This is a genomic window from Pseudomonas sp. GW822-FHT06D10 (genome assembly GCF_058799535.1).
Genome location: NZ_JBXALN010000003.1, coordinates 51879 through 67767, shown reverse-complemented (window position 1 = coordinate 67767; position 15889 = coordinate 51879). Strand labels below are relative to the sequence as shown.

Below are 15889 nucleotides of genomic sequence, written 5' to 3'. Positions count from 1 at the left end.
TCCAGATCCCGAAATAGTGGGAATGAATAAGGATGTCGGCATGACGTACAGGCTGTCTCTTTCAGGCTTTCAGGATGCGGTCGAGCATTTCCACACGGTGGTCGAGGCCCTGGACTTCTATGAAAGCCTTCAGGAGAGGGAGAGGGAGGGGGGGGCACCTGGCGCTGGCCATGCAGAATTGCACTGCCTGCAAAGGAATACCTTCGTCGTCCTGCTTCCGGGAATCAGTGTGCAAACCGTCACCGAAGAACTGGAAACCGTGTGGGAGTGGGCGCCGGAAGATCGCCTGAAGATTCGCCCCATGTTGAAAGAGCGCTATCGGACCAAGACTTGATGAGGTTTGCTTTTCAAGCAACAGACACATAAAAGCCGCGCATTGCGCGGCTTTCTTGTTTGGTGGGCCCACACGGACTTGAACCGTGGACCAAAGGATTATGAGTCCTCTGCTCTAACCAACTGAGCTATAGGCCCTCAGTAGGCGCCGGATTATAGCGATGGTTTCTCGGCTGTGCTATCCGAAAAATCGGAAACTCGGATCCGCAGGAAGGTCGTACAGAACTCCTCGGCTTCAAGGGGCAGGCTGACGATATAACCCTGGATCTGTTCGCAGCCTTCCAGGGTGAGGAAGGTCTGCTGCTCCTGGTTTTCCACGCCTTCGGCAATTACCGTGAACTGCATGCTGCGCCCCAGGGCGATGATGGCGCGGACTATCGCCACGTCGTGGGGGTCGTCCGGCAGCCCGCGGACAAAGGACTGGTCGATCTTGAGAAAATCCAGGGGCAGGCGCTTGAGGTAGCTGAGGGACGAGTAGCCGGTGCCGAAGTCGTCGATGGCCAATTGCACGCCCAGGCGCTTGAGCTGATGCAGCACTTCCAGGGCTTCTTCGGCCTGGCTCATGATGAAATTCTCGGTGATCTCCAGCTGTAGCATTCCGGGCTGCAGGTCATAGTCGCGCAGCAGTTGCTCGATGCGCCCCAGCAGGTTGGGCTGGCGCAACTGGGCGCCGGCGAGGTTCACCGACAGTGGGCCGAAATCCTCAAAGCGCCGGTTCCAGTTGTTGAGTTGCAGGCAGGCCTGTTCCAGTACCCAGTCGCCGATCAGCAGGATCATGCCGTTTTCTTCGGCCAGGGGAATGAAGTGCTCGGGGGGCACATCGCCGAAAGTGGGGTGATGCCAGCGGATCAGGGCTTCGGCGCCCACCAGCTCGTGGTTGCTGAGGCTGATCTTGGGTTGGAAATACAGTGACAGCTCGTTGCGCTCTATGGCTCGCCGCAGCTCGTGCTCCAGGGCTACCCGTTCGCTGGCCTGGGCGGTCAGGTCTCGGGTGTAGCGCTCCACGCGGTTGCGGCCCTTGGCCTTGGAGCGATACATGGCGGCGTCGGCGTTCTTGATCAGGGTGGCGACATCGCAGCCGTCCTTGGGGTACAGGCTGGTGCCGATGCTGGCACTGATGAAGAACTCGTGTTCGCCGGCCTGGAAGGGGGCGGTAAAGCAGTTCAGCAGCTTGGTGGCGATGTGATCGGCATCGCTGGCCTGGTGCAGGCCCGGCAGCAGGATGATGAATTCGTCGCCACCCAGGCGGGCCACGGTGTCGATATCCCTCAGCTGTTCCTTCAGACGCACGGCGATGCCCTTGAGCAGCAGGTCGCCCACCGGGTGGCCGAGGCTGTCGTTGATGTGCTTGAACCGGTCCAGGTCGAGGAACAGCACCGCGCCCTGGCTGCCGTTGTCCTGTTGGTTATTGAGGGCACTGAGCAGCCGGCTTTCGAACAGGGTGCGATTCGGCAGGCCGGTCAGGGGGTCGTGGTGAGCCTGGTAGTCGAGCCTCGCCTGGGCGTGCTTGAGGCTGGAAATATCGGCGAACACCGCGACGAAATGGGTGATCTGGTTTTCCCGGTTGCGCACCGCGTTGATGGTCAGCCAGTTGGGATAAAGCTCACCGTTCTTGCGCTTGTTGGAGATCTCACCCTGCCAGTGGCCCTCCAGGGTCAACTGATGCCACATCGCGGCGTAGAAGGCGCTGTCATGCAGGCCCGAGGCAAGCAGGCGCGGAGTGTGGCCCAGGGCTTCACGTTCGCTGTAGCCGGTGATTTCGCTGAAGGCGCGATTGACTGCGCTGATGCGCTGCTGGGTATCGGTGATCATCACGCCTTCGGCCGTGCTTTCGAATACGGTCGCCGCCTGTTGCAGCTTCTCCTGCATCAGGCGTCGGTCTGTGATGTCCCGGGCGATGGTCAGCATGCAGTCGTCACCGCCGATGGGCAGTGGCCGGCTAGACAGCTCGCAGAGGCGGATCTGGCCATCGTTGCGCCGGATATGGCAGTTGAAGTCGCGGACAAAACCATCGCGCTGCAGCAGGTCGAGCATCTGCTTGCGCTCATTGAGATTGACCCAGATGCCCAGGTCCAGGGTCGAGCGGTCCAGCGACATGGCGCTGTTGAAGCCGGTGATGCGACTGAAGCCTTCGTTGACCTCGATCAGTAGCCCGTCGCGCTGACGGGTCAGCAGCAGGCCATCGGGGGAGGCATGGAAGGCCTTGGCGAACTTCTCCTCGGAGGTCTGCAGTTGTTGCTGGGTCTCCTTGAGCTGGGTGATGTCGCGCACCACCACCACCAGCGCCGGCGTGGTGTCGAGGTCGAAGGGCTCAGCGGAGATCAGGCCGGTGAACAACTGGCCGTTATGCCGGCGAAAAGGCATTTCCAGATTACGGATGCTGCCGGCCTGCAAGCGTTGCAGCAGCCCCGGCCCGACCCCGGGGATGCCCCAGATATTGAGCTCGGTGGCGGTCTGGCCAACCACGCTTTGCGCGCTCAGGCCGATCTGCTCCTCGAAGGCCTTGTTGACTTCCAGCAGGCAGCCGTCGGACAGCCGGGCAATCACCAGGATGTCCGGACATTGCTGGAACACCGAGGCGAACTTCTGTTCGGACAGGCGCAGGGCCTCTTCGGTGTGCTTGGTCTCGCTGATGTCGATCATCAGCCCGCGCATCACCGGTTCGTGGCCATGCTCGATCAGGCTGACGATGTCGCGCACCCAGAGGCAGCGGCCGTCGGCGGCGATCACCCGGTAATCGAGGCTGTGATCTCGCCCGGCCTGCACTTCGTGATCGCAGAAGGCCTGGGCCCGGGTCAGGTCCGCGGGGTGGATGATGTTGCGCCAGAAGCCGGGAATCAGCCAATGGGCCAGGGGATAGCCCAGCAGGGCTTCGGCATGGGGCGAGACATAGCTGTAGGTAAAGTCGCTGATGCGCGCTTCCCAGGCAATCGCGGACAGGCTTTCCACCAGGCTGCGGTAGTGGTATTCGCTGCTGCGCAGTTCCTGTTCCAGGGCGACCCGCCGGGAAATTTCCGAGCTCAAGCGGCGGTTGATGCGGATCACCACCGCCAGCACGGTGACCAGCAACAGAAGACCGGGCAGGCCATACATCAGGACATCCGACCAGAAGGTCCTGTGGTCGAGCACGCTGCCCACCCAGTGTTGCTGGATGGTGCTGATTTCCTCGGGGCTGAGGTCGGCGAGCACCTTGTCGAGAATGCTTACCAGGACCTTGTTTTCCTGCGGGACGCCCATCGCCAGCTGATAGCGATAGGGGGTTTCGCCGCTGACGTAGAGACCGTCGAGCTTGAGCTGACGCAGGCTCCAGACACTGGAGGCAAGGTCGCCGACCACGGCGTCCACTTCGTCGGTGGCCAGGGCCTGCAACGCCGAGCTGACATTGGGCATGGCCACCAGGTTCAGGTCCGGGTGGTGGGTGCGCAACAGTTCGTGAGGGGCGTAGTTTTCCACCACCGCTATCTTGAGGCCGTACAGTTCCTTGAGGTTGTGGGGTTGCGCGCCGCCTTCATGGGCGAGGATGACGATGGGGAAGTCCAGGTAAGGCCGGGTGAAGGCCATGTAGCTCTGGCGTTCGGGGGTCGACATGATCCCGGGCAGCAGGTCCAGCTTGCCCTGCTTGGCGTCCTCTAGCACCGCGGTCCAGCTGGCGGGCTCGACGGGCTTGAGGTTTACGGACAGGCGCTCCTGGATCAGATGGATGTAGTCCGCGGCCAGGCCCTGATAACGGCCTTCTTCATCCCGATACTCGAAAGGCGGCCATGAAGCGTCCACACCCAGGCGCAGTTCCGGGTGAGTCTTGAGCCAGCTACGTTCTTCGTCGGTGAGAGTCAGCGCGCCAGCCGTTGCGGTCCAGGTGAGCAGCGCCAGCAGGAGCATGGCCGACAGTCTGGGCATAACCGTCTCGTTATGGCACGGGGAATGTTTCGAGTGTAGACGGGCTATGGGGTGGGGAAAGAAGGACGGGCTGCAAAAAGCAAAACCCCCAGCTGGGCTGGGGGTCTTGGGCTTACTCGTCGAGGAAGGAGCGCAGATGCTCGCTTCGCGTCGGGTGGCGCAGCTTGCGCAGCGCCTTGGCTTCGATCTGGCGGATCCGCTCACGGGTCACATCGAACTGCTTACCGACTTCCTCGAGGGTATGGTCGGTATTCATGTCGATGCCGAAGCGCATGCGCAGTACCTTGGCTTCACGGGCAGTGAGGCCGGAGAGTACTTCGCGAGTTGCTTCCTTCAGGCTCTCAACCGTGGCGACATCGATTGGCGACTGCATGGTCGAGTCTTCGATGAAGTCGCCCAGATGGGAGTCTTCGTCATCACCGATCGGGGTTTCCATGGAGATCGGCTCTTTGGCGATCTTCAATACCTTGCGGATCTTGTCCTCAGGCATTTCCATGCGTTCGCCCAGCTCTTCCGGAGTCGGTTCGCGACCCATTTCCTGCAGCATCTGCCGGGAAATACGGTTGAGCTTGTTGATCGTCTCGATCATGTGCACCGGAATACGGATGGTGCGGGCCTGGTCGGCGATCGAGCGAGTGATCGCCTGACGGATCCACCAGGTGGCATAAGTCGAGAACTTGTAGCCGCGACGGTATTCGAACTTGTCCACCGCTTTCATCAAGCCGATGTTGCCTTCCTGGATCAGGTCGAGGAACTGCAGGCCACGGTTGGTGTACTTCTTGGCGATGGAGATCACCAGACGCAGGTTGGCTTCAACCATCTCTTTCTTCGCGCGGCGGGCCTTGGCCTCACCGATCGACATGCGACGGTTGATGTCCTTGATCTCGGCGATCTTCAAGCCGGTTTCGACTTCAAGAGCGGTCAGCTTCTGCTGGCAACGGATGATGTCCGGCTGCAGGCGGGCGATGGCTTCGGCGTACTTGCTCTTGCCTTTGGCCAGGGCGTCGGTCCAGCTTTCATCCACTTCGTTGCCCGGGAACTGGCGCAGGAAGTCGGCACGTGGCATGCGGGCATCACGCACGCAGAGCTGCATGATGGCGCGTTCCTGCTGGCGCAGGCGATCCAGGGCACTGCGTACACGTTCAACCAGGCCTTCGAATTGCTTCGGAACCAGTTTGATCGGCATGAACAGTTCAGCCAGGGCCAGCATTTCGGCGATGGCTTGCTTGTTCTCGCGGCCGTGTTTCTTCAGCGCCTTGCGGGTGACTTCCATCTGGTCGGCGACGGCGCCAAAGCGCTGTGCGGCGATGACCGGATCCGGACCGCTTTCGGCTTCTTCTTCGTCTTCGGTCGCTTCCGCTTCTTCGTCTTCGCTGTCGTCATCCGCTTTCGCGGTCTTGGTGTCGACAGGCGGTGGCACTTCGGCGGCAGGCGGCGTAATGCCGTCATCCGGGTCGATGTACCCGCTGAGAACGTCGGACAGGCGTCCACCTTCGGTGGTGACGCGAGTGTACTCGGAGAGGATGTGATCAACCGTGCCAGGGAAGTGCGCGATTGCGCCCATCACTTCACGGATACCCTCTTCGATACGCTTGGCGATTTCGATTTCGCCTTCACGTGTGAGCAGCTCTACCGTGCCCATTTCGCGCATGTACATGCGCACTGGGTCGGTAGTGCGACCAATGTCGGTTTCCACAGCCGCCAACGCTGCGGCGGCTTCTTCAGCTGCTGCTTCGTCGGTATCGGCTTCGGCCAACAAAAGGGCATCCGCATCCGGAGCACTCTCGAATACGTTGATCCCCATGTCGTTGATCATGCGGATGATGTCTTCCACCTGTTCCGGATCTGAAATATCCTCCGGCAGGTGGTCGTTGACCTCCGCGTAAGTCAGGTAACCCTGCTCACGTCCACGGCTGATCAACTCTTTGAGGCGAGACTGCTGTTGCGCTTTTCCGGACATAACACCCTATCCACTGAAGGTCTTGGCGGGCAAAAAACAAGCCGAGGATTATACCCGAGCTATGACCTCACGCGCCAGTTGAGGTCGGGTTTGATGCGGGAACATTGCGTTTTAGAAGCTCAACCAGCTGTTTTTTCTCTTCGCTGCTGAGCTCGCTTTGACGCGATTTCCTGAGAAGTTGCTCTAAAACACGCTCGCGTTGGCGAGCTGACAAACTATTAATGGTGTCGAAAAACTGTTGTTCAAGGTTATCTCCGTCGATCAGCCATTCTTTTTCCGCCAATGCGGTGAGCAGATGCCCTTGCTGGGTGCCGTGCCAGCGCGCCATCAATTGATGAATAGAGCGTAGCTTAGGATTTTTCTGCACGGCTTCGATCAGAGCCACCAGCAACTGGGTATTGGTGTTGTCGTCATCGGCAAAATGCCCGGCATCTTCAACTTTTTCTGCCAGTTGAGGGTGATGCAGCAAAGTGCGCAAGGCTGAAAGGGTCGGCGGTTCCACTGCAGCGGGAATGCGCGGGCCGCGTGGTTGGTCGCGGTCGCCCTGGCGCTTGCCCTTGCCGTTCTTGTCCCAGGGTTTGTTTTCCCACTTCTTGCCGCCGGCATTTTTCTTTGGCGTCCACTCTTGTTGTGGGGCGTACGCCTCCTGATGCGGCTCATGGTAGTCGGCGTAATCCGGCATCGCGTCGTAATCGATGCCTGCGTCGTAGGCGGGTGGCGCTTCGGGCGGTGCGCTGTGGGCCAGTTGGTTGACCGTTTCGTTGGTCAGGCCGGTGATTTCGCTCAGGCGCTGGCGCATCAGGGTGCGCAGGTTGGCCCCGGGGATCTTCTCGATCAGGGGCGCGGCCAGGGTCGCCAGATGGGCCTTGCCTTCCAGTGAGCGCGGATCGGCTTCATCGATCAGTTGCTGGAAAAAGTAATCGGCCAGCGGCTGTGCGTGCTGGTTGATTCGAGCGCGGAAGGCATCGGTGCCTTCGGAGCGGACCAGGGTATCCGGATCTTCGCCTTCGGGAAGGAACAGAAAGCGCGCGCGGCGCCCGTCCTGCAAGCAGGTCAGGGTCGCCTCCAGGGCGCGCCAGGCGGCCTTGCGCCCAGCCTGGTCACCGTCGAAGCAGAACAGTACGTTGGGTACGATGCGGAACAGGCGCTTGAGGTGTTCTTCGCTGGTGGCGGTACCCAGGGTGGCCACGGCATTGCGCAGGCCTTGCTGGGCCAGGGCGATGACGTCCATGTAGCCCTCGACAACGATGATTTCGTCGAGGTTGCGGTTGTTCTTGCGGGCTTCAAACAGGCCGTAGAGTTCCTGGCCCTTGTGAAAGACCGGGGTCTCCGGAGAGTTCAGGTATTTGGGCTTATCGTCCCCCAGAACCCGGCCACCGAAGGCGATGATTCGACCGCGAGTGTCGCGGATCGGGAACATCACCCGGTCGCGAAAGCGGTCATAGCGCTTGCCGGTCTCGGCGTTCTCGATCAGCAGGCCGGCATCGATCATGGCTTTCTGCTGCAGGGTGTCGCTGCTCAGGTGTTTGAACAGGTTGTCCCAGCCAGGCGGAGCGAAGCCCAGGCCGAAGTCCCGGGCGATCTCGCCGGTAAGGCCGCGCCCCTTCAGGTAGTCGACCGCAGCCTTGCGCGCTGGATGGCTTTTCAGGGCCTGGCGGTAGTAGTCGGCGGCGGCGGTGAGCAGCGGATACAGCGGTGAGTCGGTGGGTTGCCGAGGCTTGCGCTGGCCGCGGCTGCTCTCTTCGCGGGGGATTTCCATGCCAGCCGCCTTCGCCAGTTCCTCGACGGCCTGGGGAAAGTCCAGGTTGTCGTGGTCCATGATGAAGCCGAGGGCGTTCCCGCCTGCGCCGCAGCCGAAGCAGTAGTAGAACTGCTTGTCGGGGCTGACGCTGAAGGAGGGGGTCTTTTCCTTGTGGAAGGGGCAGCAGGCGGTGTAGTTCTTGCCGGCTTTCTTGATTTGCAGGCGTGAACTGACGACATCGACGATGTCGGTGCGGTTCAGAAGGTCGTCAATAAAGCTCTGGGGAATAAGCCCGGCCATGGCGTTCTCGTCATCACTGCGCGCAAAGATAGCCCTGGCGACACTGTCGAAAGCTCAGGTGGCGGCCAAGCGTGAGGTTGCGCGGCTCGACCCTGGTTTTCGGCGTGATCGCAGTCGGGAAGTGTATCTGCCGAACGTCCACTGACGTTAGTTTCAATCAGTATTCGACTATTTGAAGATGTCGCGCTGAGTCCGACAGTGGCTTTGGGCGGGCCTCGGATAGCTCATTAAGCGGGCGCTGGAGAAGGGCGCCTTGGGCTGATCGTCTGTAGGAATCAGAAAAGGGTGTGCTCGTCAGTAGCCTTGGAAGGCTCGTCAGAAAAGACGTGCACCGCTGGCAAGAAGCCAGGTCTGACGTGGTGAAGCAGAATCGTCTGGGTCGCATGGGCGGCTTCGACGGTGAAGCATCAAGCGTATTCCGCAAATGCCATTAGCCCGGCTGAGGGCCGGGCTTGGCAGAAGCTTGCAACGAACGTCTGTGTATTAGTACAGACGTACGGCGCGGCGCTGTTCGCGCTGAACTTTCTTGGCGTGACGCTTAACAGCAGCAGCTGCTTTGCGCTTACGCTCAGAAGTCGGCTTCTCGTAAAATTCGCGGCTACGAACTTCAGCCAGAACACCGGCTTTTTCGCAGGAGCGCTTGAAACGACGCAGAGCTACGTCGAAGGGTTCGTTCTCTTTAACTTTGACGGCTGGCATCCAGAGCTACCTTCATTCATTACCGGGGTCAACGTTCTCGTCGCAAAAATCGCGGCTGAGGTCGTCGGTTTTTAAGGGTTGCGGATGTTAACCCCTCAACGCTCGGAATGCAAAGCCTCTGATCGAAAACCGCTGGTCGGGCGCGGGAGTGGCGACTATTATGCGCGCCTTCGAATTCAGCCTCTACAAGGCGCAAACCCATGCTAGTACTGGGATTAGAAACGTCCTGCGACGAAACCGGCGTCGCGTTATACGACAGTGAGCGGGGCCTGCTGGCCGATGCGCTGTTCAGCCAGATCGACCTGCATCGCGCCTACGGTGGCGTGGTGCCGGAGCTGGCCTCCCGGGATCACGTCAAGCGCATGCTGCCCTTGATCCGCCAGGTGCTGGCCGAGGCCGACTGCGTGCCTACCGAGATCGACGCGATTGCCTACACCGCTGGCCCCGGCCTTGTCGGTGCCTTGCTGGTGGGGGCTTCCTGCGCCCAGGCGCTGGCCTTTGCCTGGGGCATTCCAGCCCTGGGCGTGCACCATATGGAGGGCCACCTGCTGGCGCCGATGCTGGAGGAGCAACCTCCGCAATTCCCGTTCGTCGCTTTGTTGGTGTCCGGTGGTCATACCCAGTTGGTTCGGGTCGATGGTATCGGCCAATACGAGTTGTTGGGCGAGACCCTGGATGACGCCGCAGGCGAGGCATTCGACAAGACGGCGAAGATGATCGGCCTGAATTATCCGGGCGGCCCCGAGATTGCGCGCCTGGCGACTCAGGGCGTAGCGGGGCGCTTTGTCTTTCCGCGGCCGATGACCGATCGCCCGGGGCTGGATTTCAGCTTCAGCGGCTTGAAAACCTTCGCTTTGAACACCTGGCAGCAGTGCGTCAGCGCTGGAGACGACGGCGAGCAAACCCGTTGCGACATCTCCCTCGCGTTCCAGCAGGCGGTGGTGGAGACTCTGACCATCAAATGCAAGCGTGCCTTGAAGCAGACCGGTCTCAAACGTCTGGTTATTGCGGGAGGTGTAAGTGCCAACAAGGCATTGCGCGCCTCGCTGGAAAAGATGCTGGCTGAAATGAAGGGCAATGTGTTCTACGCCCGTCCCGAGTTCTGCACCGACAACGGAGCGATGATCGCCTTTGCCGGTTGCCAGCGCTTGCAGGCCGGGCAGCAGGAAAGCCTGGCGATCAGCGTACAGGCGCGTTGGCCGATGGAGCAGTTGTCAGCTCTCTGATTTCATGCGGGGAGGCTCGGGCTGAGGCCTTTACATCTGAGGGATTCAAAAATGCCGTTCGCGCCCGGCAAACAGGTCGCGTAAATTGCCGCGGTGGCGCCAGACGATCAGCAGTGTCAGCACGCTCATCGGCAATAGCGCCTCCGGTTCCTGCCAGGCCAGCAGTGGCAAGGTCAGGGGTGTGGCGATCAGTGCGGCCAGTGAACTGGTACGAGTGAGATAGAAGGTCAGCGTCCAGGCGGCGATGGCCAGCAGCGCGGCCGGGGGGTAGAGCCCCAGCAGCATGCCGGCGGCGGTGGCGACACCCTTGCCGCCGCGGAAGCGGAAGTACAGTGGAAACAGATGGCCGAGGACGGCATAGAGCCCCACCCAGGCCTGTTGTTGCAGGGACAAGCCCGCGAGGTGGGCGATCAGCACAGGCACCAGGCCTTTGCACAGATCTCCCAGCAGGGTCAGGACTGCGAGCTTCTTGCCGGCCAGGCGCAGCATGTTGGTGGCGCCGGCATTACCCGAGCCACTCATTCGCGGGTCGGGATTACCCGTAAGGCGGCTGAGCAAAATGGCGAAGGACAGAGAGCCGAGCAGGTAGGCGAAAATCGCCAGTAACCAAAACATGCTAACTATTCCGGGCGAGGAAGCCCTGATTCTAACGGCGCATTGCGCCCTTGTCGTGCTGCGGAGAAGAGTGCTTGGACAGAGTGTTTATCGAAGGGCTGGAAGTGGACACCGTGATTGGTGCCTACGACTGGGAGCGCGGCATCCGACAGTGCCTGCGTCTTGATCTGAGCTTTGCCTGGGACAATCGCCCGGCAGCTGCTGGAGATGATCTGACGCTGGCATTGGACTATGCCAGTGTCTCCACCCGGATCCAGGCGTTTGCCGAGCATGCCCAGTACCAGTTGGTGGAAACCTTTGCCGAGCGCCTTGCCGAGGTTCTGATGAATGAATTTCACATCCCTTGGTTGCGCTTGAAACTGACCAAGCCTGGCGCCGTTCCGGCTGCCTCGGGTGTGGGTGTGGAGATCGAGCGCGGATGTCGCTGACTCAGGTGTATCTGGGGCTCGGTAGCAATATCGAGCGTGAAGTTCATCTGCGGGCCGGGCTCGATGCCCTGGCCGGTTTTCTGGTGGATATGCGTTGCTCGCCGGTGTTCGAAAGCCAGCCGGTGGGGATCAAGAGCGGCCCGTTTTTCAACTTGGTGGTGACGGCTTTTACCGACTTGCCTCTGACCGAGCTGGACCGGCGCCTGAAGTTCATCGAGGCCGATAACGGCCGTTATGCCCCTGATCGGAGAGGCCTGCCGCTGGATATCGATGTATTGCTCTACGGTGAACTGACCGGCAATTTCGATGGCCTGATCTTGCCCCGGGCAGAGATTCTGAAGAACGCCTTCGTGCTTTGGCCGCTGTCGCTGATGGCGCCCGAGCGGGTGCATCCGCTGGCGGGCAAGAGCCTCGGGGCGCTCTGGGCTGAGGCGCAGATCGATCAGGTGCTGGCCCCGGTCGCCTTCGAATGGCGGGGTATGCAATTGACCCCTCCAGACCTGTAGCTACCCTCGGCTAATCGCGGACCAGGCGGGGCGGTCCGCGACTCACTCAAGGCGCGTGTTGTTCCTTGTAGGCCTTGATGGCCTTCAGTCGCTCCAGCCTTAGTGCCTCGCCCAGTTGCGGCCCCTTGAACCCCTGTTCCAGCAAGGGTTGAACCGCAACCTTGCGCGCCGCCTCGGCGGCTCCTCGCAGATAATCGGCCTGTGGATAAGGCCGCGACTCCAGCCCAAGACGGCCGCGAGCATCCATTTCGCATGCCGCTATGAACTCTTCGAAACGCTGTGGGCGTCGGAACACGTCGAAACTTTGCAATAGTTCCAGGAGTGTCGAGGCCTTGAGTTCCAGCGCCTTGTGGCCGTGGGTATGGTACTGGCCCACCAGCAGTGCCAGCTCCTGGCATTCCCGGGGCGCCTTGAAGCGTTCATTGACCGCCTTGATCAGTTCCAGGCCTGTGCGCTCATGGCCAATGTGCCGTGGCCACTCCTCCTCGGGTGTCAGCCCCTTGCCAAGGTCGTGGAGCAGGCAGGCCCAGCGCACGCTGAGGGGTTGCTGATGCAACGCGGCTTGCAGCAGAACGCTGAGGGTGTGCGCGCCGGTGTCTATCTCCGGGTGGTGGACCGGGGGCTGAGGTACGCCGAACAGTGCGTCGATTTCGGGCATCAGCACCGCCAGCGCGCCGCAGTCGCGCAATACCTGGATAAAGACCTGGGGCTGATCCTCCATCAGGGCGCGAGATATCTCTTTCCAGCTGCGTTCGGCCGTCAGGGCCTGAAGCTCACCGGATTCACTGAGTTCGCGCATCAGCTCGAGTGTCTCTGGCGCCACGCGAAAACCCAGCCCGGCGTAGCGGGCGGCGAAGCGGGCGACCCGCAGTACTCGCAGGGGATCTTCGGCGAATGCCGGGGAAACGTGGCGCAATAGCCGCTCTTCAAGGTCCTTCTGGCCGTTGTAGGGATCGGTGAGGCGGCCCTGTTCATCTTCGGCCATGGCGTTGATGGTCAGGTCGCGACGGATCAGGTCCTCTTCCAGGGTGACTTCCGGGCTGGCATGGAAGGTGAAACCGCCATAACCCCGCCCACTCTTGCGCTCGGTGCGGGCCAGGGCATATTCCTCGCCGCTCTTGGGGTGCAGGAACACCGGGAAGTCTGCGCCCACGGGGCGAAAGCCCTTGGCGAGCATCTCCTCTGCGCTGGCACCCACTACCACCCAGTCGATATCGGTAACCGGCCTGCCCAGCAGGCGATCGCGCACGGCGCCGCCGACTTTGTAAATCCGCATAAAAAAACCTCCGTTAGCGCGACAGGATAACCCTTGTATCGCGCATCCGGAGGCTTGTTATCGGGCTTAAAGGTGGATAACCGCCAGGTCCAGGCGACCGTAGTCGTTTTCGGTGTGATCGCTCTTTGGCGGTACGTGGTGGGTTTTCATCACCTGATCGCCCTGCAGGGTTTCCAGGTGAATGTCGAAGCCCCAGAGGCGGTGCAGGTGCTTGAGCACTTCGTCGGTGGAATCCCCCAGGGGTTTACGGTCGTGTTGCTGATGACGCAGGGTCAAGGAGCGGTCGCCCCGGCGGTCGATGCTCCAGATCTGCACGTTGGGTTCGCGGTTGCCCAGGTTGTATTGCGCGGCCAGGGTTTCACGGATGATCCGGTAGCCGCTTTCATCATGGATTGCCGGTACCAGCAAGTCGTCCTTCTGGTCGTCGTCCATGATGCTGAACAGCTTGAGATCGCGGATGACCTTGGGCGACAGGTACTGCAGGATGAAGCTCTCGTCCTTGAAGCTGCTCATGGCGAACTTGATGCTCGACAGCCAGTCGGTGCCGGCCAGTTCCGGGAACCAGCGCCGGTCCTCTTCCGTGGGCTCCTCGCAGATGCGTCGGATGTCGCGGTACATGGCAAAGCCCAGGGCATAGGGGTTGATGCCGTTGTAGTAGGGGCTGTCGAAGCCTGGCTGGAATACCACGCTGGTATGGGAGGTGAGGAATTCCATCATGAAGCCATCGGTGACCAGGCCCTCGTCGTACAGATCGTTCATCAAGGTGTAGTGCCAGAAGGTAGCCCAGCCTTCGTTCATCACCTGGGTCTGGCGTTGCGGGTAGAAGTACTGGGCGATCTTGCGCACGATGCGCACGATCTCGCGCTGCCAGGGCTCCAGCAGTGGCGCGTGTTTTTCGATGAAATAGAGGATGTTTTCCTGAGGTTCGGCGGGGAAGCGCGCATTGTCCTTGTCGCTGTACTTGTCCGCGCCCTTGGGAATGGTGCGCCACAGGTCGTTGATCTGTTTCTGCAGGTGTTCCTCCCGGTCTTTCTGCCGGCGCCGTTCTTCCTCGGCGGAAATCGGGTAGGGCCGCTTGTAGCGGTCGACACCGTAGTTCATCAAGGCATGGCAGGAGTCCAGCAGATCTTCCACGGCATCGATGCCATGGCGCTCCTCGCATTGCATGATGTACTGCTTGGCGAACACCAGGTAGTCGATGATCGAGCTGGCATCGGTCCAGGTGCGGAACAGGTAGTTGCCCTTGAAGAAGCTGTTGTGGCCATAGCAGGCGTGAGCCACCACCAGCGCCTGCATGCAGATGGTGTTCTCTTCCATCAGATAGGCAATGCAAGGGTCGGAGTTGATGACGATTTCGTAGGCCAGGCCCATCTGGCCCCGGCTGTAGGATTTTTCGGTGCTGAGGAAGTGCTTGCCGTAGGACCAGTGATGATAGCCCAGGGGCATGCCCACCGAGGCATAGGCGTCCATCATCTGCTCGGCGGTGATCACTTCAATCTGGTTGGGGTAGGTGTCCAGGGCATAGCGGGCCGCGATACGGCTGATTTCACGGTCGTAGGCCTGGATCAGCTCGAAGGTCCATTCCGAGCCGGTGGAGATGGGTTGGCGCTTCTGCTCTCTGGCGGTCATGTCACTAACCTGCGCTGGAAGAGTTCACGGAAGACCGGATAGATGTCTCCGGCCGAAACCAGTTGCTGCTGGGCGAATGTATCGGAAAAGGCCTCGGCGATGCGTTCGTACTCGAACCACAGGGCCTGGTGCTCCCGCGGAGTGATTTCCACGTAGGTGTAGTACTGCACGAACGGCATGATCTGGTTGATCAGGATGTCGCGGCAGATCGGCGAGTCGTCGTTCCAGTTGTCGCCATCGGAGGCCTGGGCGGCGTAGATGTTCCACTCGTTGCTCGGGTAGCGTTCGGCCATGATCTCCTGCATCAGCTTCAGGGCGCTGGAGACGATGGTGCCGCCGGTTTCCCGGGAATAGAAGAATTCCTCTTCGTCCACTTCCCGGGCACTGGTGTGGTGGCGGATGAACACGACGTCGATCTTGTCGTAGTTGCGCTTGAGGAACAGGTACAGAAGGATGAAGAAACGCTTGGCGATGTCCTTGGTGGCCTGGGTCATGGAGCCGGAAACGTCCATCAGGCAGAACATCACCGCCTTGGAGCTGGGGTTGGGCTGTTTCACCAGCAGGTTGTACTTGAGGTCGAAGGTGTCGAGGAAGGGCACGCGGTGAATCCGGGCACTCAGGCGCTCGATTTCCGCCTCAAGCTCCTGGATATCACCGAAATTGTCCGGTTCTTCCCGCTTCAGGCGCGCCAGTTCTTCCTTGGCTTCGCGCAGCTTGGCCCGGCTGCTGCCGGACAAGGCAATGCGCCGAGCGTGGGCCGAACGCAAGGTACGGATGATATTGATCCGAGCCGGGTTGCCTTCGTTGCTGATCCCGGCTCGTACGGTCTTGAAGGTGTCGGTGCCGGTCAGGTTGCGTTTCACCAGGTTGGGCAGTTCCAGGTCCTCGAACATGAATTCGAGGAATTCCTCCTGGGTGATCTGGAACACGAACTCGTCCATGCCTTCGCCGGAATTGCCGGCCTTGCCCCGGCCGCCACCGCCCCCACCGCCGCCTTGAGGCCTGGCAATGTGCTCGCCGGCAGTGAATTCCTTGTTGCCTGGGTGAACCACGGTCTGCTTGCCGCCACGGCCGTGGTGCAGCACCGGCTCGTCGATATCCCGCCCGGGAATGCTGATTTGCTCGCCATGCTCCATGTCGGTGATGGAGCGCCGGCTAACCGCCTCTTCGACGGCCTTTTTAATGTGGTCACGGTAGCGCCGCAGAAACCGCTGGCGGTTTACCGTGCTCTTGTTCTTGCCATTGAGACGTCGGTCGATCACATAGCTCATGGGCCCCT

General features: G+C 60.7%; 12 protein-coding genes and 1 tRNA gene. 4 read left to right on the top strand and 9 right to left on the bottom strand.

Annotated features, from left to right (window positions below; all coding sequences use genetic code 11):
* Window positions 1-22: 22 nt before the first annotated feature.
* On the top strand, window positions 23-334 hold the full coding sequence (locus tag AC1RL5_RS10200; protein WP_186452725.1) for a hypothetical protein: 312 nt from the start codon (window positions 23-25) through the stop codon (window positions 332-334).
* Between the two features lie 60 nt (window positions 335-394).
* Here AC1RL5_RS10200 and AC1RL5_RS10195 read toward each other — a convergent pair.
* From AC1RL5_RS10195 to rpsU, 5 genes are all read right to left on the bottom strand, one after another.
* Window positions 395-471, bottom strand: a tRNA-Ile gene (locus AC1RL5_RS10195).
* A 15-nt stretch (window positions 472-486) separates the two neighbouring features.
* Window positions 487-4230, bottom strand: coding sequence for a bifunctional diguanylate cyclase/phosphodiesterase (locus AC1RL5_RS10190; protein ID WP_072451748.1), 3744 nt, complete (start codon window positions 4228-4230; stop codon window positions 487-489).
* Between the two features lie 112 nt (window positions 4231-4342).
* Window positions 4343-6190, bottom strand: coding sequence for an RNA polymerase sigma factor RpoD (gene rpoD / locus AC1RL5_RS10185; RefSeq protein ID WP_011063840.1), 1848 nt, complete (start codon window positions 6188-6190; stop codon window positions 4343-4345).
* A 67-nt stretch (window positions 6191-6257) separates the two neighbouring features.
* A complete protein-coding gene (gene dnaG / locus AC1RL5_RS10180) occupies window positions 6258-8231 on the bottom strand; it encodes a DNA primase (RefSeq protein ID WP_019094980.1) in 1974 nt (657 codons plus the stop codon).
* 483 nt (window positions 8232-8714) lie between these two features.
* The gene (gene rpsU, locus AC1RL5_RS10175) at window positions 8715-8930 is read right to left on the bottom strand and encodes a 30S ribosomal protein S21 (protein ID WP_002551877.1); all 216 of its coding nucleotides are present in this window, start codon (window positions 8928-8930) and stop codon (window positions 8715-8717) included.
* A gap of 200 nt (window positions 8931-9130) precedes the next feature.
* On the opposite strand from rpsU, the gene tsaD reads away from it, so the two are divergent.
* Window positions 9131-10156 (top strand): tRNA (adenosine(37)-N6)-threonylcarbamoyltransferase complex transferase subunit TsaD, encoded by a 1026-nt coding sequence (tsaD, locus tag AC1RL5_RS10170; protein WP_011063838.1) that lies wholly within the window; start codon window positions 9131-9133, stop codon window positions 10154-10156.
* Window positions 10157-10201: 45 nt separating this feature from the next.
* Here the strand turns inward: tsaD and plsY are convergent, their stop codons facing one another.
* Window positions 10202-10771 carry a glycerol-3-phosphate 1-O-acyltransferase PlsY gene (plsY, locus tag AC1RL5_RS10165; RefSeq protein WP_492589376.1) on the bottom strand — a complete coding sequence of 190 codons (570 nt, stop codon included), beginning with the start codon at window positions 10769-10771 and terminating at the stop codon, window positions 10202-10204.
* A 74-nt stretch (window positions 10772-10845) separates the two neighbouring features.
* Between plsY and folB the strand changes: the two genes are divergently transcribed.
* The gene (gene folB, locus AC1RL5_RS10160; protein WP_011063836.1) at window positions 10846-11199 is read left to right on the top strand and encodes a dihydroneopterin aldolase; all 354 of its coding nucleotides are present in this window, start codon (window positions 10846-10848) and stop codon (window positions 11197-11199) included.
* The gene (gene folK / locus AC1RL5_RS10155) at window positions 11190-11705 is read left to right on the top strand and encodes a 2-amino-4-hydroxy-6-hydroxymethyldihydropteridine diphosphokinase (protein ID WP_072451747.1); all 516 of its coding nucleotides are present in this window, start codon (window positions 11190-11192) and stop codon (window positions 11703-11705) included. Before folB ends, folK begins: the two co-directional genes overlap by 10 nt.
* 46 nt (window positions 11706-11751) lie before the next feature.
* Here the strand turns inward: folK and AC1RL5_RS10150 are convergent, their stop codons facing one another.
* The 3 genes from AC1RL5_RS10150 to AC1RL5_RS10140 all read right to left on the bottom strand — a co-directional run bounded on the left by AC1RL5_RS10150 (window position 11752) and on the right by AC1RL5_RS10140 (window position 15881).
* Window positions 11752-12981: a multifunctional CCA addition/repair protein gene (locus AC1RL5_RS10150; protein ID WP_065365134.1), complete on the bottom strand. Its 1230-nt coding sequence runs from the start codon at window positions 12979-12981 to the stop codon at window positions 11752-11754.
* Between the two features lie 66 nt (window positions 12982-13047).
* Window positions 13048-14610 carry a SpoVR family protein gene (locus AC1RL5_RS10145; protein ID WP_492589377.1) on the bottom strand — a complete coding sequence of 521 codons (1563 nt, stop codon included), beginning with the start codon at window positions 14608-14610 and terminating at the stop codon, window positions 13048-13050.
* A complete protein-coding gene (locus AC1RL5_RS10140; RefSeq protein WP_011063832.1) occupies window positions 14607-15881 on the bottom strand; it encodes a YeaH/YhbH family protein in 1275 nt (424 codons plus the stop codon). Before AC1RL5_RS10140 ends, AC1RL5_RS10145 begins: the two co-directional genes overlap by 4 nt.
* Between the last annotated feature and the right edge of the window lie 8 nt (window positions 15882-15889).